This window comes from Cupriavidus sp. SIMBA_020, from assembly GCF_046535395.1.
GTDB classification, from domain to species: domain Bacteria; phylum Pseudomonadota; class Gammaproteobacteria; order Burkholderiales; family Burkholderiaceae; genus Cupriavidus; species Cupriavidus campinensis.
The window spans coordinates 174,486-193,069 of the sequence record NZ_JAWRWU010000003.1; the positions used below are offsets into that span (position 1 = coordinate 174,486).

The following is an 18,584-nucleotide window of genomic DNA, read 5'->3' on the forward strand; positions in this document are numbered from 1 at the left end:
GCCTGGATTGTCATCCCATGACATTTCGATCTTCCCCTCAGAAAGGTGCAGAACATGCCAAACAGATTTCCCAGCCTTGCCCGATATTCCCGCCTTGTTTGCCTCGCCTCGCTGTCCGCCGCGCTGATGCTGGCCGCGCCGGTCCACGCGCAGACGGCCAAGGAAGCCCCCAGGGAAACCCCGCTCGACCTCAAGCCGCTCTTCGACGCCGCCGGCACGCAGGGCACGATGCTGATCTACGACGTGGGCGCCGCGCGCCTGTACGCCTACAACCCGGCGCGCGCCCGCGTGGCCTACTCGCCGGCCTCCACTTTCAAGATCTTCAATTCGCTGATCGGGCTGGAGACCGGCGCCGTGGCGGACGTGGACAACGACAAGATCCCCTGGGACGGCAAGGTCTGGACCCACCACGGCAAGCCGATCCTGCCGGCGGTGTGCAATGCCGATGTGTCGCTGCGGCTGGCACTGAAGAACTCGTGCGTGCCGGCCTACCAGGCGCTGGCGCGGCGTGTGGGGTCCGAGCAGTACCGCCGCTTCCTCGGCGCGGCCCACTTCGGCAATGCGGACGTGAGCGGCCCGGTGGACCAGTTCTGGCTCAACAACCACCTGAAGATCACCACCTACCAGCAGATCGACTTCATGCGGGCCGTGGTGGCGCGCACGCTGCCGGGCATCTCGGCGCGCAGCTACGACGCGCTGGATGACATCCTGACCATCGAGCAGACCCCGGCGTACACGCTGCGGGCCAAGACCGGCTGGTCCGCGCGGGAGGGTGTCGATGTGGGCTGGTGGGTTGGCTCGGTCACGCGCGGGGAGGACCGCTATGTCTTCGCCATGAACATGGACATGCCGAAGATGGAGCAGGGGCCGAAGCGGCTCGAGATCGGCCGCGCCGCGCTGCGGCAGGCTGGCGCGCTGCCGCAGGCGAACTAGCGAGAGGGCGGCGCCCCTTCAGGTACCTAGGGCGCCAGCTGGTCGAGGACGGCGCCCATGGTGGCCAGGCCGGCCTCGACCATGTGCTGCATGTAGGCGCCCATCTGCGGCATGACCAGGGTCAGCACCAGCATGCCGCCGAGCAGCGTCACCGGGAAGCCCACCGCGAAGATCGAGAGCTGCGGCGAGGCGCGGTTCAGGATACCCATCGCCAGGTTCAGCGTGAGCAGCGTGGCGATCATCGGCAGCGAGAGCAGGGTGCCGGCCGAGAACACCATCGACCCGGCCTTGGCCACCGCGCCCCAGCCGTGGCCGGAGAGCGGCGTGCCGGCGATGGGCAGCGCGGTGAAGCTTTCCACCAGCACGGCCAGCATCATCAGGTGGCCGTCCAGGACGATGAACAGCAGCATCGCCACGATGTTCAGGAAGCGCGACAGCACCATGGTCTGCCCGCCGGAGGAGCGGTCGTAGAACGAGGCGAACGAGAGGCCCATCTGCAGGCCGATCACCTCGCCGGCGGTCTGCACCGCCGCGAAGACCAGCCGCATGGTGAAGCCCATGGCCACGCCGATGCCCACCTCGTTGAGGATGATCAGGAAACCGTCGAACGAATAGACCGTGGCGCTCGGGATATTGCCGAGCGTGGGCGAGACGATGACCGACAGCGCGCCGGCCAGCAGCACCTTGGCGCGGCGCGGAATCGTCGATTCACTGAACAGCGGCGCGGTGGCGATCAGCCCGAGCAGGCGGAACATCGGCCACAGGAAGGCGGCGATCCAGCCGTAGAGCTGGGCCGTGGAGACGTCGATCACGGCAGGCGGGCGTCAGTGCGCCAGCGCGGGAATGCCCTGGAACACCTCGCGCATGTAGTCGACGAAGGTGTTGATCATCCACGGGCCAACCAGCACCATCGTCACGAACAGTGCAATCAGCTTCGGGATGAACGTCAGGGTCATTTCGTTGATCTGGGTGGCGGCCTGGAACAGGCTCACCACCAGACCGGCCGCCAGCGCCACCAGCAGCAGCGGGGCGGACAGCATCAGGGTCATCTTCATCGCCTGCGTGGCGATGGTCATGACTGTTTCGGGCGTCATGGCAGGCTCCTTGTCAGGTCATGAAGCTCTGCGCCAGCGAGCCCAGCAGCAGTTGCCAGCCATCCACGAGCACGAACAGCATCAGCTTGAATGGCAATGAAATCGTCGCCGGCGGCACCATCATCATGCCCATGGCCATCAGCACGCTGGCCACGACCAGGTCGATGATCAGGAACGGGATGAAGATGGTGAAGCCGATCTGGAACGCGGTCTTCAGCTCGCTGGTGACGAAGGCCGGCACCAGCACCGAGAACGGCACGTCTTCCGGGCCGTTCATCTCGGGCGTCTTGGCCATCTGGGCGAACATCGCCAGGTCCTTTTCGCGGGTCTGGCGCAGCATGAACTGGCGCATCGGCACGGCGGCGCGGGAGGCGGCGGTCTCCAGGCTGATCTTGTTCTCGGAGAGCGGCTTGTAGGCGTCGGTGTACACGCGGTCGAACACCGGGGACATGACGAAGAAGGTCAGGAACAGCGACAGGCCCACCAGCACCTGGTTCGGCGGCGAGGAGGCCGTGCCCAGCGCGCTGCGCAGCAGGCCCAGCACGATGACGATGCGGGTGAAGCCCGTCATCATCAGCATGGCGGCCGGCAGGAACGACAGCGAGGTCAGCAGGACCAGCGTCTGGATCGAGAGCGACCAGGTCTGGCCACCGCCGGCGGCCGGCTTGCTGGTCACGCCGGGCAGCGCCTGGGCCAGGGCCGATTCGGGCAGGGCCGACAGCGCCAGCCCGACGGCTACCGGCAGCAGCGCGAGCCAGATGGCAGGCGCGCGGGAGCCGCGGGCGGAATGCCGTCCGATGGCGGCACGCAACGTGTTCATTTCTTGAGGTTTTCCTGCATCGCGCGCATCAGGCGCTCGCCAAAGCCGCCCTGCAGGGGCTGCGGCGCGTTGGTGCCGGCCGGGACCATGGCATCCGGCTGGGCCGGGAGGGTGTGGAGCGGACGGATCTCGCCGGCGGAGACGCCCAGCACGAGCCAGGTATCGCCAACTTCCACCATGACCACCTTCTGGCGCGCGCCCAGCATCAGGCTGCCCACCACCTTCATGGTGGCGCCGCCGCTGCCGTGGCGCACCAGGCCCACGCGGCGCGCGAGCCAGGCCATGCCGAGGATCAGCGCGATGACGGCAAACAGGCCGAGCCCGGCCTGCGCGAGGCTGGCCCCGCCGTTGATCACCGGGGCGGTCTGCGCCACCGGGGCAGCCGCGGTGGCCGGTGCACTGGCCGCCTGGGCGGTACTCAATACAACATCTGCAGCCTGCGCACCGGCCGTGGCCAGACCCGTGAGGATCAGGCCCGCGGCAAAGCGTCCGGCAGACCGCAGCCGGCGCGACACGGCTGTCATTTGTTCAGCTTCCGGATACGTTCGGACGGCGTGATGATGTCCGTCAGGCGAATGCCGAACTTGTCGTTCACGACCACCACCTCGCCCTGGGCGATCAGGTAGCCATTCACCAGCACGTCCATCGGTTCACCGGCCAGGCCGTCGAGTTCCACCACCGAGCCCTGCGCCAGTTGCAGCAGGTTCTTGATGGGTACCTTGGTGCGGCCCAGTTCCACGGTCAGCTGTACCGGGATATCGAGAATCATCCCGATATCGTTGTGGAAGCCGGCCGGCGCTTCCTGCGCCAGCGGCGGGAACACCGTGGAGGCCGCCGGGGTGGCGGTGGCCATGGCTTGCGAAGGCGCCGCCGCAGCGGGTGCCGTGGCGGCCGGGGCGGCGGCGGGTACCGGCTCGGCGCTGGTCTGCTCCGCCAGGGCGCTGGCCCAGTCGTCCATCGGATCGACCGGCTTGTCCTGAGTGCCGTCAGTCATGATCGTCTTCCTTGTTGGAATCGCTGTCTTGGTAATTGATCATTCGCTCCACGCGCAGCGCGTACTGGCCGTTCATGGTGCCGAAGCCGCATTGCATGACGGGCACGCCGTCCACCTTGCCGAAGAGCTTCTCGGGCAGGTCGATCGGCAGCACGTCGCCGGCGCGCATGGCCAGTACCTCGGCCACGGTGCTCTGGAGGTGCGTGAATTCGGCCACCAGTTCCACTTCGGCGGCACGCAGCTGGGTGGAGAGCTGGCCGAGCCAGCGCTTGTCCACCTCGACCTCGTCCTGCAGCGGGTTCATCAGCAGATCCCGCAGCGGTTCGATCATCGAGAAGGGAATACAGATATGCAGTTGACCGCCCACGGCGCCCAGTTCGATATGGAACGCGGTGGTCACCACGGCGTCATTGGCGCCGGCGATGTTGGCGAACTTGGTGTGCATCTCCGAGCGGACATAGTCGAACTCGATGGGATGCACGGTGCGCCAGGCCTGGCCGTAGCTGTTTAGCGTCAGGTCCAGCATGCGGCGGATGATGCGCTGCTCGGTCTGCGTGAAGTCGCGGCCTTCCACACGGGTGTGGAAGCGGCCGTCGCCGCCGAACAGGTTGTCCACCACCAGGAACACGAGGTTCGGGTCGTACACGAACAGCGCGGTGCCCCGCAGCGGCTTCATGTGGACCAGGTTCAGGTTGGTCGGCACCGGCAGGTTGCGCACAAAGTCGCCGTACTTCTCGATCCTGACCGAGCCGACCGAGATGTCGGCGCCGCGGCGGATGAAGTTGAACAGCGCCGTGCGCAGCGCCCGCGCGAAGCGCTCGTTGATGATTTCGAGCGTGTGCAGGCGGCCACGGATGATCCGTTCCTGGGTAGCCAGGTTGTACGGCCGCACCCCGCCTTCATCAATAGCGGGCGCGCTGCTGGCTGCGGGCGCATCGGATTCGCCCGATACGCCTTTCAGTAGCTCGTCTACCTCGTCCTGCGAGAGGAACTTGTCGTAGGCCATCTAGTGTCCTGCCCCGTGAACAGCTGTAAGGATGAAACGGTCCATGGCCGGCTTCAGTCGGCGCGCCAGGCGCGACGGCAGGAAGGAAGGTCGGCGGACAGTGTCATGTCGGTTATGCAGTGGGTTCGGGAGCAGGGCGCCAGCGGCTTACTGCACCACGAACGATGTAAACAAGACATCCAGGATCTTCTGCGGTGGCAGGCCGGGCGCGAACGGCTGGCTGATGGCAGCCTGCACGTCCTGGGCCAGCTTGCGCTTGCCCTCCACCGTGGCCAGGTCCGCCGGCTGGCGGGCCGACAGCAGCAGCAGGATGCGGCTGCGCGCTTCCGGCTGGTACTGGGCCAGACGGCCCTGGGTGTCGGCGTCCGCCACTTTCAGCGACAGCCCGGTGTGCAGGAAGCGGTCACCGTCCTCGCTCTTCAGGTTCACCGTGAATGCGTCGAGCGGCACGAAGATCGGCGGAGGGATGACGGGTGCTGCCGGCGCTGCCGCCTGGCGGTTGCCGCCGAGCACGCTGCCGAGCACGAAGCCGCCAACGCCCAGCACCACCACCAGCACGCCGCCGCCAATCAGCAGCAGTCGACCGCGCTTGCTTGAGTTGCCGCCAGTCTGGGAGGGGGAAAGCGTGTTCGCCATGAGATGCCTGTGTCGGAATGCCTGCCATTCTTCCCGAATCGCAGGCAAGCAAAGGGCCGATAAAAAGGGGGAAACCCACTCAGCTTGGCCGTTTGAGCTGGGTGGGATCGGGGCGCGGAGGCGCATGGGCGCGCCATTAGCGCCTGCAACATGGTTAACGAATCGCCAGCCCGGAACTTAAGATGTCAGTGTCGACTTCACATGGAATGACCACTTTGTCTTCCCGACCAGACATTGACGCCCCACACGGCAGCGAAATGTGCGATTTACTGCACTTGTCGCTGGGGTTGCCCGCCAGTGTGACGCTCTGCCAGCTGGCCTGGACGGGCGTCGCGGCGCCGGATGCTGCCTCGGAACGCATCCCGGACGTGCTGTTGACCGCAACGCCGAGGCGCCAGGGCCACTTCCGCGCGGGCCGCTATTGCGCCCGCGTGGCACTGGTCCGGGCCGGCGCGGCAGAACACGTTGTCACGATCGGGGAAGACCGCCTGCCGGTCTGGCCTGACGGCTGGATCGGTAGCATCAGCCATGCGGACGGCATGGCGGTGGCGCTGGCCGCGCGTGCGTCAACCACCGCCGGGCTTGGGGTAGACGCGGAGCAGTGGCTCACTTCCGCCCGCGCCGCCGACATCGCTCACCTGGTGGCCACGCCGCAGGAGATCGATCTCCTGGCCGCCCGGGCAGGTACGTCGATCGAAGCAGCGGTCACCGTCCTGTTCTCGGCCAAGGAAGCGCTTTATAAGGCCCTTTATCCGACGGTGCGCCAGTTCTTCGATTTCACCGCCGCCACCCTGACCGATGCCAGCGCCGGCCATCTGACCCTGACACTGACCCGCCACTGGCACCCGCGGTGGCCGGCCGGCAGCGAGGTCGGGGTGGCGTGGGCTGCCACGTCCGGCCATGTGGTCACCGTGGCGCACCTGCCGGCGCCGGCGTCGGCGTCGGCGTCGGCTTATCAGGCCTCACGCAGGTAGCGCGCCACGCTGGCCAGCTTCTCGCAGGTCTCCTCCCACGCCCGGGCGGGCGTCGAGTCCCGCACGATGCCGGCGCCGGCCTGCAGCCAGCACGCCTCCCCCTGGCGGAACACCGAGCGCAGGACCAGCGCGGGACAAGTCCGCCGCGTTTCATGTGTTTTTTATCGATCCACCACCCTGCAAGCCCCGATTTTCCGACCTTCGTGGTTTTTAAGTCTTATATAAGATATAAGACATTTGATCTGGGCCGGACTTCGGATTACAATCACGCGGCAACCAGCGGTGTGCTGCGCCGCCGGACCCACAGAGACAAAGCTGTACGTCATAACCCTATTACCAGCAGGTTCCCATGCTTGATACCTATCGCGCCCATGTTGCCGAACGCGCCGCGCTTGGCATTCCCCCTCTGCCGCTGACCGCCAAGCAGACCGCCGAGCTGATCGAACTGATCAAGAACCCGCCGGCGGGCGAGGAACAGACCCTGCTGGACCTGATCACCTACCGTGTGCCGGCCGGCGTGGATGATGCCGCCAAGGTCAAGGCCTCCTACCTGGCCGCCGTGGCCCTGGGTTCGGAGAAGACCGCGCTGATCTCGCGCGCCCGCGCCACCGAACTGCTGGGCACCATGCTCGGCGGCTACAACATCTCCCCGCTGATCGAGCTGCTCGACGACGCCGAAGTCGGCGCCGTGGCTGGCAACGCGCTGAAGACCACGCTGCTGATGTTCGATGCCTTCCACGATGTGAAGGAAAAGGCCGACAAGGGCAACGCCAACGCCAAGTCCGTGCTGCAAAGCTGGGCCGACGCCGAGTGGTTCACGAACCGTCCGGAAGTGCCGGCCTCGATGACCATCACCGTGTTCAAGGTGCCGGGCGAGACCAACACCGACGACCTGTCGCCGGCCCCGGACGCCACCACGCGCCCGGACATCCCGATGCACGCGCTGGCCATGCTGAAGAACAAGCGTGAAGGCACCGCGTTCCAGCCCGAGGAAGACGGCAAGCGCGGCCCGGTGAAGTTCATCGAGTCGCTGAAGGAGAAGGGCAACCTCGTGGCCTACGTGGGCGACGTGGTCGGCACGGGCTCCAGCCGCAAGTCGGCCACCAACTCGGTGCTGTGGTTCACCGGCGAAGACATCCCCTACGTGCCGAACAAGCGCTTCGGCGGCGTGTGCCTGGGCAGCAAGATCGCCCCGATCTTCTACAACACGATGGAAGACGCCGGCGCGCTGCCGATCGAACTCGACGTGTCGCAGATGGACACCGGCGACGTGGTCGAACTGCGCCCGTACGAAGGCAAGGCGCTCAAGAACGGCGCCGTGATCGCCGAATTCAAGGTCAAGTCGGACGTGCTGTTCGATGAAGTGCGCGCCGGCGGCCGGATTCCGCTGATCGTCGGCCGTGGCCTGACCGCCAAGGCCCGCGAGGCACTGGGCCTGGCCCCGTCCACGCTGTTCCGCCTGCCGCAGAATCCGGCCGACACCGGACGCGGCTACACGCTGGCCCAGAAGATGGTTGGCCGCGCCTGCGGCCTGACCGACGGCAAGGGCATCCGCCCGGGTACGTACTGCGAACCGAAGATGACCTCGGTGGGCTCGCAGGACACCACCGGCCCGATGACGCGCGACGAGCTGAAGGACCTGGCCTGCCTGGGCTTCTCGGCCGACCTGGTGATGCAGTCGTTCTGCCACACCGCCGCCTACCCGAAGCCCGTGGACGTGAAGACGCACCACACGCTGCCCCAGTTCATCAGCACGCGCGGCGGTATCTCGCTGCGTCCGGGCGACGGTGTGATCCACTCGTGGCTCAACCGCATGCTGCTGCCGGATACCGTCGGCACTGGCGGTGACTCGCACACCCGTTTCCCGATCGGCATCAGCTTCCCGGCCGGCTCCGGTCTGGTGGCGTTTGCCGCCGCCACCGGCGTGATGCCGCTGGACATGCCGGAATCGGTGCTGGTCCGCTTCAAGGGCAAGATGCAGCCCGGCGTCACGCTGCGCGACCTGGTCAACGCAATTCCGCTGTACGCGATCAAGTCGGGCCTGCTGACCGTGGCCAAGCAAGGCAAGAAGAACATCTTCTCGGGCCGTATCCTGGAAATCGAAGGTCTGCCCGACCTGAAGGTGGAACAGGCTTTCGAGCTGTCCGACGCCTCCGCCGAGCGTTCGGCCGCCGGTTGCACGGTGCGCCTGAACAAGGAACCGATCATCGAGTACATCAACAGCAACATCACGCTGCTGAAGTGGATGATCGCCGAGGGCTACCAGGACCCGCGCAGCCTGCAGCGCCGTATCAAGGCCATGGAAGCGTGGCTGGCCGACCCGAAGCTGCTGGAGCCGGATGCCGACGCCGAGTACGCCGCCGTGATCGAGATCGATCTGGCCGACGTGCATGAGCCGATCGTCGCCTGCCCGAACGACCCGGACGACGTGAAGACGCTGGCCGAGGTGGCCGGCGCCAAGATCGACGAAGTGTTCATCGGCTCGTGCATGACGAACATCGGTCACTTCCGCGCAGCCTCGAAGCTGCTGGAAGGCAAGCGCGACATCCCCGTGAAGCTGTGGGTGGCCCCGCCGACCAAGATGGACCAGAAGCAGCTGACCGAGGAAGGCCACTACGGCGTGTTCGGCACGGCTGGTGCGCGCACCGAAATGCCGGGCTGCTCGCTGTGCATGGGTAACCAGGCACAGGTGCGCGAAGGCGCCACGGTGATGTCCACCAGCACGCGTAACTTCCCGAACCGTCTGGGCAAGAACACCAACGTGTACCTGGGTTCGGCCGAGCTGGCCGCCATCTGCTCGCGCCTTGGCCGCATTCCGAACAAGGAAGAGTACATGGCCGACATGGGCGTGCTGACCGCCAACAGCGACAAGATCTACCAGTACATGAACTTCGACCAGATCGAAGACTTCAAGGAAGTGGCCGACACCGTGAACGTGTAAGCGTTCCGGGCACAGCCGGTCCTGCCGTTCGCGGCAGGGCATCGAACCCCGCGTTGCCGATGGCAGCGCGGGGTTTTTTCTTGGGGGGAAGGCGGGAGGTAGGGCGGCCGTCAGCCCATGTAGATCTGCGCCAGTCCTTCCTTCAGGGCGGTCGCGATCTGGTCGTGGCGGCGGTCGATATGGCGGGTGAGGATGGGGATGCAGCGCTCGGGGTCGCGCGCCTTGAGGCCCAGGAGGATCTCGCGGTGGTCGTTCTGGCTGACGCGGCGGTCGCAGCGCTCCATGTCGATCCAGCGCACGAAGCGGATACGGGCGTTGATGTTCTTCAGCACCCGCAGCATCTCCAGGTTGCCGGACATCGCCATCAGCCCTTCATGGAAGGTCTCGTCGAGTTTCACGAGTTCTTCCACCGTGCGGTCGCCCGGTTCCGGGCCGGTGTTCTCGAGGAAGGAGAGCAGGGCGTCGATGTCCTCTTCCCTGGCCCGCACGATGGCCAGGCGCAGCGCCTCGGTCTCCACGACCTTGCGCAGCTCGTAGAGGGAAAACACTTCCTGGGCATCCAGATCGCGGCAGAAGAAGCCCTTGCCCGGCGAGAAGCGCAGCAGCCCTTCGGTCGTCAGGCGGGTCAGCGCCTCGCGCAGCGGGGTGCGGCTGACGCCCAGCGCACTGGCCAGCACGCCTTCGTTGAGCCGTTCGCCGGGTTTGAAGTCATAGCCCACGCTCATCTGCTTGAGCTTGTCATAAACCTGCTCGACGATGCTGTCACTTGCCACGGTTGCCACGGTATTGAGTCCTGTCTTCGGTCATCAGCCTTTCGCCGGTACTGGCGAAAGGCTGGAATATACCTGAATTCGATTCTGTGCACGGCGGTGTATACACCTCGCGGCAACCGGCGTCCGGCCGTGCGAATCGGTCCGCTTCGCTTTGCTCTGCGTTAATCGATATGCGCGCCAGAATCCTTGACGATTTTGGCCCAGGCTTTCATATCGGCAAGCTGCGTGCGCTTGAACGCCGCCGGGCCGCCATCGGCAATGGGCTGGATCGCCTGGCTCACCAGCCATTGGCGGAAGCTTTCCGTGCCGATGGCCTTGAGCACGGCCTGCGACATCCGGTTCTGGATGTCCGCCGGCAACGCGGCCGGGCCGAACAGGCCATACCAGGTGGTGCTCTCGAAGCCGGGCAGGTTGCAGGCCTCGGCCACGGTCGGCACATTCGGCAGCACGCTCACGCGCTGCGACGAAGTGACCGCTAACGCACGCACCTTGCCAGACTGGATGGCGCCCAGGCTAGGCGAACTCTGGTTGAAGAAGAAATCGACCTCGCCCGAGAGCAGCGCGGTCATGGCCGGCCCCTGCCCCTTGTACGGGATATGCACGTAGCTGGTCTTCGAGGCCGTGGCGAACTGCGTGCCGGCCAGATGGCCGGAGGCGCCGTTGCCCGTCGAGGCGTAGTTCAACGTGCCGGGCGCCTTCTTCGCGGCGGCAATCAGGTCCTGGCAGGTCTTGATCTCCGGATGCTTCTCGGGATTCACGAGCAGGATATTCGGCAGCGTGCCCAATAATGCAATGCGCGAGAAATCATTCACCACGTCAAATGACAGTTTCGAATATAGCGCGGGATTAATCGCGTGCGTGCCGGCCGTGCCGAGCAGGAAAGTATAACCATCCGGCTTGGCCTGCGCGACGAGGCTCGATGCGATATTGCCGCCCGCACCGGGGCGATTATCGGAGATAAATGAGACGCCGAATTCCTTGTTCAGCTCCACGCCAAGCCGGCGCGCGTAGATGTCGGTGGCGGCGCCTCCGGGGAAGCCGCTGACGATGGCAATCGTGTTGTTGGGCCAAGACTTGGTGTCCTGGGACGAAGCGGGGCTGGCCAGCCCCATCAACGTGACAGCAAGCAGGGAGGCGGAAAACGGGACAAATCGCAAGGCAAATCGCGGGGCAAGTCGGCGCATCGTCATGGGAACGCTCCAAGGGCAGGGTGGTGGGGGCAACGTGCGGGCCGGGTGGCTCCCGGTCCTGCACTCCGTCCTGTATACAGACTTTAATTATTGATCTGTATTCTGTAAAGCGTTATGCTGCGCTTCACCGTTGCGGCCTCATCGAGCCCCGTTTTGGTTCATCGGCACCGTAATGGTTCACCCCTATTTATTGCCGAGTAAAAACAATGACTTCTTCTCTTCCCGCCACGCCTGCCCGCCCCGCTACCCATAATCCGGCGTCCGATGCTGGTGCATGGCGCGCCGTCTTCGTCGATGCCAATCCCACACTGTCGGAAGTGGCTTCCCGCCTGCACCGGGCCGACGACCTGCCGCTGACCATCAACCGCCAGCCCGAGATCACGCCCGAGCAACTGCCCGCCACGCTGGCCGGCGCGCCGATCGCGATCATCGACCACACCCATCTGCCGACCGAGATCGCCCGCCATTGCGTGGGTCTCAAGCACGTGGTGTTCCTGGGCACCGGCCCGCGCAGCTATATGAATCCGGAGGAACTGGCCGAGATCGGCATCACGGTGCACACCATCAAGGGCTACGGGGATACCGCTGTGGCCGAATGCGCGTTCGCGCTGATGTGGGCGGCCGCGCGCAACTTCGCGCGCATGGACCGCGAGATGCGCGCCGGCAACTGGCTGCGCTCGGACGCCGTGCAGCTGACAGGCAAGACCCTCGGGCTGGTCGGGTTTGGCGGCATCGCCCAGGAACTGGCACGGCTGGCGCGGGGCATCGGCATGCGCGTGCTGGCCTGGAACCGCTCGCCCAAGACGCACGAGGGCGTGGAATTCGTCGATCTGGACACGCTGCTGGCGCAGAGCGACGTGGTGTCCCTGCACCTGCTGCTGACCGACGAGACGCGCGGCCTGATCACGGCGGAGCGCATCCAGTCGATGCGCGACGGCGCGATCCTGGTCAACACGGCGCGCGGCGCGCTGGTGGATGAAGACGCCATGATCGCGGCGCTGCGCAGCGGCAAGCTGGCCCACGCCGGGCTGGACGTGTTCACGGTGGAGCCGATGCCCGCCGGCCACGTGCTGACCACGCTGCCCAACGTCACGCTGTCCGCCCATTCGGCCTTCCGCACGCCGGAAGCCAACAACAACCTGATCGGCGCCGCGCTGGAGCACTGCCGCCGCATCGTCAAGACCCACGCCTGAGCCCGCCATGTCCACATCTTCCGCATCGCCCATCGTCCGCCTGGACCAGAACCATCGCCGCAGCCGGGCCGTCATCGCCAACGGCATGGTCTTCCTGGCCGGCCAGGTGGCCGACGACAAGTCCGGCGACATCACCAGCCAGGCCCGCGAAGCGCTGGCCAAGGTGGACGCCCTGCTGGCCGAGGCCGGCACCGACCGCCGCCGCGCGCTAACCGCCCAGATCTGGCTGGCCGACATGGCCGACTTCGACGGCTTCAACGCGGTCTGGGACGCCTGGGTCGTCCCCGGCGAAACGCCCACGCGCTGCTGCGGCAAGGTCGAGCTGGCCGACCCGGCCTACCGCGTCGAGATCGTCATCACCGCCTTGCTCGCCTGATTTCCGCCGATTTCCGCCGACTTCCGCCGATTTCCCCAGAGGACGCCACCATGATTTCCACCACGGACCCGCACCGCAACCGCAAGCCGCGCAATATCAGCGAGGAAGAATGGGCGGTGCGCGTGCAGCTGGCCGCCGCCTACCGCCTGGCGGCAAAGTTCCAGCTCACCGACCTGATCTACACCCATATTTCCGTGCGCGTGCCAGGCACGCAGGACCAGTTCCTGATCAATCCGCACGGCTGGTTTTTCGACGAGATCACGGCTTCGTGCCTCGTGAAGATCGATACCGAAGGCCGGCCGATCGGCGATAACCGCTTCGAGGTCAACGCCGCCGGCTTCACGATCCACAGCGCCCTGCACCAGAGCCGCCACGACGTGGAGTGCGTGGTCCACCTCCACACGGACGCCGGCATGGCTGTCGCCGCGCTGGAGTGCGGCCTGCTGCCGCTGAACCAGATCAGCATGCAGTTCTACAACCGCGTGAACTACCACGACTACGAAGGCATTTCGCTGGACCTGGACGAGCGCTCGCGCATCGTGCACTCGATGCAGGACGCCAACTACCTGATCCTGCGCAACCACGGCCTGCTGACCACCGGCCGCTCGGTGGCGGAGGCGTTCACGCGCATGTTCTACCTGAACCGCGCCTGCGAGATCCAGCTGCAGACGCTGTCGATGGGCCAGAAGGTCACCCTGCCGTCGCCCGAGGTCTGCGAGCACGCCGCCAAGCAGCACGACGACTACGCCTACCTCGACACGGTGCACCTGGACCGCGAGTGGACCGCGCTGCTGCGCCTGCTGGACCGCGATGGCGGGGACTATCGCTGCTGAGGCGGCGTCCCCGCCCTCGTCGCTGGTTACGCCACGCCCCGGGCCATGCGTTCGAGATCGACCAGCCGGTCGTATTCGTCGCCACGCAGGATGCCCAGGGCGATGGCGGCCTCGCGCGGCGCCACGCCGTGCGCCATGGCGTGGCGCACGATGCGCGCCGCCTGGTCGTAGCCGATCACCGGGTTCAGCGCGGTGGCCGCCAGCAGCGGGCTGTCGAGCTGGCGCGCCAGCCGCGCGCGGTCCGGCGCCAGCCCGGGGATGACCCGCTCGGCCACGGTGTTCGCGCTGTCGGCCAGCAGCCGGATCGACTGGAGCACGTTGTAGATCAGCACCGGCTTGGCCACGTTCAGCTCGAAGCTGCCCGAGGCGCCGGCCATGGTCACCGTTACGTGGTTGCCGGCCACCTGCATGCCGGCCTGCACCATGACTTCGGCGATGGTCGGATTGCGCTTGCCCGGCATGATCGACGAGGTGAGCCCGTCCTCGGGCATCACCAGTTCGCCGAGGCCGCAGTTTGGCCCGGAGCTCATCCAGCGCAGGTCATTGGCGATCTTGATGCACGACGCCGCAATCACGTTCAGCACGCCGGACAACTCCAGCAGGGCGTCGTGCGCGGCCATGCCTTCCACCTTGCAGGGATTGGGCTGGAAGGGCAGGCCGGTCAGGCGGGCCACCTCCGCGCAGAACGCTTCCGCGAAGCCGGGCGGGGCGTTGAGCCCGGTGCCCGCCGCCGTGCCGCCCTGCGGCAGCATCAGCAGGCGCGGCAGGGTCGCCTCGATGCGCGCGATGCCGTGCCCAACCTGGGCGGCGAAGCCCTCGAAGCTGCGGCCCAGCGTGGTCGGCACGGCATCCATCAGGTGGGTGCGGGCCAGCTTCAGGATGTCCGCGAAGTCCGTCGCGCGCGCCTGGAGGCTGTCGCGCAGGGCCGCCAGCGCCGGCAGCAGCCGGTCTTCGAGTTCCAGCACCGCGCTCAGGTGCATCACCGTGGGAAAGCTGTCGTTCGATGACTGCGAGCGGTTGACGTGATCGTTCGGATGAATCGGCTGCTTCGTCCCCAGCGGCTGGCCCAGCCGCTGGTTGGCCCGGTTGGCGATCACCTCGTTCGCATTCATGTTGGTCTGCGTGCCGGAGCCGGTCTGCCAGACCGTGAGCGGGAAATGCGCATCGAACGCGCCGCTGCGCACCTCGGCCGCCGCGGCGGAGATGGCCGACGCCATCTCCGCCTCCAGCGCCCCGCACTGCTGGTTGGCCACCGCCGCCGCCATCTTGTGCAGGCCGAAGGCGTGGATCAGGCAGTCTGGAAAGCGTTCGCTGCCGATGCCGAACACGGCCAGCGCGCGCTGGGTCTGGGCGCCCCAGTAGCGGTCGGCCGGGATTTCGACGGGGCCGAAGGCGTCATGCTCCACCCGGGGCGATGTCATGGCGCTCAGTCCAGCGAGATGTTGGCCTTGGCGGCGAGCACCTTCCAGCGCGCGACTTCGGCCTCGGTGTGCTTGCCCAGCGCGCTGGCCGTGTACTTGTCGGCCGGCAGCATCTGGATGGCCTGCGCGGACAGGCGGTCGGTGAACGCCTTGTCGTTCATCACCTTCAGGTAGGCGGCCTGCATCTTGTCGATGACCGGCTGCGGCGTGCCCTTCGGCGCGTAGATGCCGTACCAGGTAGCGGCCTCGAAGCCTGGCACCACGGTTTCGGCCAGCGTCGGCACGTCCTTGAGCTGGCCCACGCGCGATGCCGAGGTCACCGCCAGCGCACGGACCTTGGCCTCGGTAATCTGCGGCAGCGCCGTGTTGGTCTGGTCGAACATGCCGTCCACCTGGCCGCCAATCACGTCGATCAGCGCCGGACCGGCGCCCTTGTAGGGCACCAGCGACACCTTGATGCCCGCCGCCGACGCAAACATCGCCGCAATCAGGTGGGAGGTGGAGCCCATGCCGGCGTTGCTGATGAACAGCTTGCCCGGGTTCTGCTTGCCATATTCGACGAGCGCCTTCACGTCCTTGGCCGGATGGTCCTTGCGCACCATCAGCACCATCGGCGTGTCCGGGAAGCGGAACACCGGCGCGAAGTCCTTGACCGGGTCGTACGGCAGCTTCTTGTAGAGCGCCGGCGCCGCGCCCATGTAGCCCATATGCCCCACCAGCATGGTGTAGCCGTCCGCCGGCGCGCGGGCCGCCTTGGTGGCACCGACCGTGCCGCCGGCACCGGGCGAGTTGTCGATGATGATCGACTGGCCGACCTCACGCCCCACGCGCTCGGCGATGTTGCGCGCCAGCGCGTCAGTGGGGCCGCCGGCCGCGAACGGCACGATCCACGTGATCGGCTTGGCCGGCCAGTTCTGGGCCTGGGCGGATACGGCGGTGAGCAGGGCGGCGGCGGCGAGCGCGCCGCGCACGAAGGCGGGGAAGCATTGCATGGTTGTCTCCTGAATCAGTCTTATCGTGTGGAAAGCAGTGCGTGGCGCCGGCCGGAGGGCTCAGGCCACTTCGCCGGACAGCGCGATGGCCCGGTCGACCATCTGCGGCGCCAGGCCGAGGTAATTGGCAGGGTCCACCATGTGTGCGATGGCGGCGCGGTCGAAGTGCTCGGTCACGGCCGGCAGCGCCAGCAGGGCCTCGGCCAGCGTGCCGCCCTGCTCGTTGACGGTGCGGCAGGCGTCGTAGACCACGTCGTGCGCCTGCTGGCGGCCGATGTGGGGCGCCATGCGCATCATCACGGCCTCGGCGACGATCAGCCCCCTGGTGATGCCGAGGTTGTGGGCCATGCGCGGCACGTCGACGATCAGCCCGCCCAGCGCGAACTTCGCCTGATGCAGCGCGCCGGCCGTCAGGATGAAACTCTCGGGAATGGCGATCCACTCGGCGTGCCACGGGCCGGTGGCGCGTTCGAAGTCCTGCACCATCGCATCGACCATCAGCCCGGCATGCTGGCGCACCGCCTTCGAGGCGGCGAGCATCAGTTCGCTCGAAATCGGGTTGCGCTTCTGCGGCATGGTGCTGCTGGCGCCCCGGCCCTTGACGAAGGGCTCGTAGACCTCGGCGAACTCGGTGGACGCCATGATCATGATGTCGAGCGCGATCTTGCCCAGCGAGCCGGTGACCAGCGCCAGCAGGTTCACCGCTTCGGCAAAGCCGTCGCGCGCCACGTGCCAGGTGGTGGCGGGCACGCCCAGGCCCAATTCCTCGGCCAGCGCCTGCTGCACGGCGAAGCCCTTGTCGCCCAGCGACGCCAGCGTGCCGGCGGCCCCGGCGAACTCCACCACGGCCACGCGCGGGCGCAATTCGGCCAGACGCTGCTGGTGGCGGTCGAACATCGCCAGCCAGATCGCCACCTTGTAGCCAAAGGTGACCGGCAGGGCCTGCTGCAGGTGGGTGCGGCCGGCCATCGGGGTGTCGCGGTGCCGGGCGGCCAGGTCGGCCAGAATGCCGCGCAGGGCGCGGATATCGGCGTCGATGCTGTCCAGCGCGTCGCGCACCTGGAGGGCCACGGCGGTGTCCATGATGTCCTGCGTGGTGGCGCCCCAGTGGACGTACCGGCCGGCATCGCCGCACATTTCCACGAGCTGGTGTACCAGCGGGAGGATCGGATAGCCGACAATGTCGGTTTCCTCGCGCATGTGGTCGAAGTCGATGCGGTCGAGGCGCGCGGCGCTGGCGATGGTCTCGGCGGCATCGGCCGGAATCACGCCGACGCGGGCTTCGGCCCGGGCAAGGGCGATCTCGACGTCGATGTAGCGCTGGACTAGCGCGCCATCGGAGAAGATCTCGCGCATGGCCGCCGTGCCGAAGGCGTCGCGGAACAGCGCGGAGTCGACAACGGTACTGGCGGCGGGAATCGAATAGTTGGGCATGGTGCGACCTTGTGGCATGCTGACGGGATCTCGTATATGTTCGAACATATCCATTATTAAATATGTTCGAACATATTTCGGAAATCGGCGTAAACCCGGGGCGTAAACCCGGGTTCCGTCAGCCCTGCCGCGCCGCACCGATCATGTGATGTAACGGGCCTTTATGAGTAAAACAAACGCAGCGGAGATCACCCGCGAATTGCTGGATGGCATCACCAAGGGCCAATTCCCCGTGGGCACGCTGCTGCCGACCGAATTCGCGCTGTGCGAGCAGTTCCAGGCCAGCCGCTACACCATTCGTGCGGTGTTGCAGTCCTTGCAGGACATGGGGCTGGTGTCGCGCCGCAAGAACGTGGGCACCCGTGTGGAGGCCGCGCAGCCCCGGGCCGTGTTCAAGCCCACACTGGCCTCGGTGGAAGACCTCATGCAGTTCGGCGAGGCGCACCGGCGCGTGGTGCAGTCGGTGGAGACCGTGACGGCGCCGCCGGAAGTGGCGGCCGACCTGGGCGGCACGCCGGACACCCGCTGGCTGCGCATCTCCAGCGTGCGGCTGGACGACGGCGCCCGCGCCGCGCCCATGGCCTGGACCGATATCTATATAGATAGCGCCTACGCGGACATCGGCCCGATCGTGCGCAACACGCCCGACGTGCTGGTCAGCGCCCTGATCGAGTCGCGCCACGGGCGGCCGATTGCCGAGATCGAGCAGGATGTGCGCGCCACCACGCTGGCGGACCCGCGCATCGCCCGCGCGCTGGGGCTGGAGCCGGGCGCGGCGGTGCTGAAGATCGTGCGCCGCTACATCGACGAGGCGGGCGACACCTTCGAGGTGTCGGTGACGATCCATCCGGCGGAAACCTTTTCGGTCACCACGCGCCTGAAACGCACGGCGGGCTGATCCGGCACCTAACATGGACTAGCGCGGCCTTCGCCGCACCTTGTCTTTGAAGGGAAATCAAGGGAGTCCACCGCTT

General features: G+C 66.7%; 20 protein-coding genes. 7 read left to right on the plus strand and 13 right to left on the minus strand.

All coding sequences use genetic code 11. The annotated features are described in order from the left end of the window. The first annotated feature begins 126 nt into the window (after positions 1-126). Positions 127-933 (plus strand): class D beta-lactamase, encoded by an 807-nt coding sequence (locus SB751_RS07705; RefSeq protein WP_144200083.1) that lies wholly within the window; start codon positions 127-129, stop codon positions 931-933. Between the two features lie 26 nt (positions 934-959). Here the strand turns inward: SB751_RS07705 and fliR are convergent, their stop codons facing one another. The 7 genes from fliR to fliL form a co-directional block, all read right to left on the minus strand. Then, entirely contained in the window at positions 960-1,745 is a 786-nt protein-coding gene (gene fliR, locus SB751_RS07710; RefSeq protein WP_144200009.1) for a flagellar biosynthetic protein FliR, read from the minus strand. Positions 1,746-1,757: 12 nt separating this feature from the next. Beyond that, a complete protein-coding gene (gene fliQ, locus SB751_RS07715; protein ID WP_092295594.1) occupies positions 1,758-2,027 on the minus strand; it encodes a flagellar biosynthesis protein FliQ in 270 nt (89 codons plus the stop codon). Between the two features lie 13 nt (positions 2,028-2,040). After that, positions 2,041-2,847: a flagellar type III secretion system pore protein FliP gene (fliP, locus tag SB751_RS07720; RefSeq protein ID WP_144200011.1), complete on the minus strand. Its 807-nt coding sequence runs from the start codon at positions 2,845-2,847 to the stop codon at positions 2,041-2,043. Then, positions 2,844-3,371 carry a flagellar biosynthetic protein FliO gene (gene fliO / locus SB751_RS07725; RefSeq protein ID WP_410747912.1) on the minus strand — a complete coding sequence of 176 codons (528 nt, stop codon included), beginning with the start codon at positions 3,369-3,371 and terminating at the stop codon, positions 2,844-2,846. The genes fliP and fliO overlap by 4 nt, the downstream gene beginning before the upstream one ends. Continuing rightward, entirely contained in the window at positions 3,368-3,841 is a 474-nt protein-coding gene (fliN, locus tag SB751_RS07730) for a flagellar motor switch protein FliN (RefSeq protein WP_144200015.1), read from the minus strand. The genes fliO and fliN overlap by 4 nt, the downstream gene beginning before the upstream one ends. Next, a complete protein-coding gene (gene fliM, locus SB751_RS07735; protein WP_144200017.1) occupies positions 3,834-4,847 on the minus strand; it encodes a flagellar motor switch protein FliM in 1,014 nt (337 codons plus the stop codon). The genes fliN and fliM overlap by 8 nt, the downstream gene beginning before the upstream one ends. Positions 4,848-4,994: 147 nt before the next feature. Then, positions 4,995-5,483 (minus strand): flagellar basal body-associated protein FliL, encoded by a 489-nt coding sequence (gene fliL, locus SB751_RS07740; protein ID WP_144200019.1) that lies wholly within the window; start codon positions 5,481-5,483, stop codon positions 4,995-4,997. A gap of 257 nt (positions 5,484-5,740) precedes the next feature. On the opposite strand from fliL, the gene SB751_RS07745 reads away from it, so the two are divergent. After that, on the plus strand, positions 5,741-6,457 hold the full coding sequence (locus SB751_RS07745; protein WP_211943978.1) for a 4'-phosphopantetheinyl transferase: 717 nt from the start codon (positions 5,741-5,743) through the stop codon (positions 6,455-6,457). On the opposite strand, the gene SB751_RS07750 is transcribed toward SB751_RS07745, so the two are convergent. Further along, complete coding sequence (locus tag SB751_RS07750; protein ID WP_144200023.1) at positions 6,439-6,585, minus strand: chorismate-binding protein; 147 nt, start codon at positions 6,583-6,585, stop codon at positions 6,439-6,441. The genes SB751_RS07745 and SB751_RS07750 overlap by 19 nt on opposite strands. Before the next feature lie 221 nt (positions 6,586-6,806). Between SB751_RS07750 and acnB the strand changes: the two genes are divergently transcribed. Further along, positions 6,807-9,398, plus strand: a complete 2,592-nt coding sequence (gene acnB, locus SB751_RS07755) for a bifunctional aconitate hydratase 2/2-methylisocitrate dehydratase (RefSeq protein ID WP_144200025.1) — start codon at positions 6,807-6,809, stop codon at positions 9,396-9,398. Between the two features lie 110 nt (positions 9,399-9,508). Here acnB and SB751_RS07760 read toward each other — a convergent pair whose 3' ends face one another. Beyond that, positions 9,509-10,180 carry a GntR family transcriptional regulator gene (locus SB751_RS07760; protein WP_211943979.1) on the minus strand — a complete coding sequence of 224 codons (672 nt, stop codon included), beginning with the start codon at positions 10,178-10,180 and terminating at the stop codon, positions 9,509-9,511. A gap of 152 nt (positions 10,181-10,332) precedes the next feature. Further along, a complete protein-coding gene (locus tag SB751_RS07765) occupies positions 10,333-11,361 on the minus strand; it encodes a Bug family tripartite tricarboxylate transporter substrate binding protein (protein ID WP_250025755.1) in 1,029 nt (342 codons plus the stop codon). 206 nt (positions 11,362-11,567) lie between these two features. On the opposite strand from SB751_RS07765, the gene SB751_RS07770 reads away from it, so the two are divergent. From SB751_RS07770 to SB751_RS07780, 3 genes are read left to right on the plus strand one after another with little or no spacing between them, the layout of a single operon-like run. Beyond that, a complete protein-coding gene (locus SB751_RS07770; RefSeq protein ID WP_211943980.1) occupies positions 11,568-12,554 on the plus strand; it encodes an NAD(P)-dependent oxidoreductase in 987 nt (328 codons plus the stop codon). 7 nt (positions 12,555-12,561) lie between these two features. Next, entirely contained in the window at positions 12,562-12,930 is a 369-nt protein-coding gene (locus SB751_RS07775; RefSeq protein WP_410747913.1) for a RidA family protein, read from the plus strand. A 50-nt stretch (positions 12,931-12,980) separates the two neighbouring features. Further along, complete coding sequence (locus SB751_RS07780; protein WP_144203033.1) at positions 12,981-13,763, plus strand: class II aldolase/adducin family protein; 783 nt, start codon at positions 12,981-12,983, stop codon at positions 13,761-13,763. Between the two features lie 26 nt (positions 13,764-13,789). On the opposite strand, the gene SB751_RS07785 is transcribed toward SB751_RS07780, so the two are convergent. From SB751_RS07785 to pcaB, 3 genes are read right to left on the minus strand one after another with little or no spacing between them, the layout of a single operon-like run. Beyond that, a complete protein-coding gene (locus SB751_RS07785) occupies positions 13,790-15,184 on the minus strand; it encodes a class II fumarate hydratase (protein ID WP_410747914.1) in 1,395 nt (464 codons plus the stop codon). A 5-nt stretch (positions 15,185-15,189) separates the two neighbouring features. Then, positions 15,190-16,176, minus strand: coding sequence for a tripartite tricarboxylate transporter substrate binding protein BugD (locus SB751_RS07790; RefSeq protein ID WP_144203030.1), 987 nt, complete (start codon positions 16,174-16,176; stop codon positions 15,190-15,192). Between the two features lie 60 nt (positions 16,177-16,236). Further along, a complete protein-coding gene (pcaB, locus tag SB751_RS07795; protein ID WP_211943989.1) occupies positions 16,237-17,610 on the minus strand; it encodes a 3-carboxy-cis,cis-muconate cycloisomerase in 1,374 nt (457 codons plus the stop codon). Positions 17,611-17,773: 163 nt separating this feature from the next. Here pcaB and SB751_RS07800 point away from each other — a divergent pair, with 163 nt between their 5' ends. Next, on the plus strand, positions 17,774-18,508 hold the full coding sequence (locus SB751_RS07800) for a GntR family transcriptional regulator (protein WP_410747915.1): 735 nt from the start codon (positions 17,774-17,776) through the stop codon (positions 18,506-18,508). Positions 18,509-18,584: the final 76 nt, after the last annotated feature.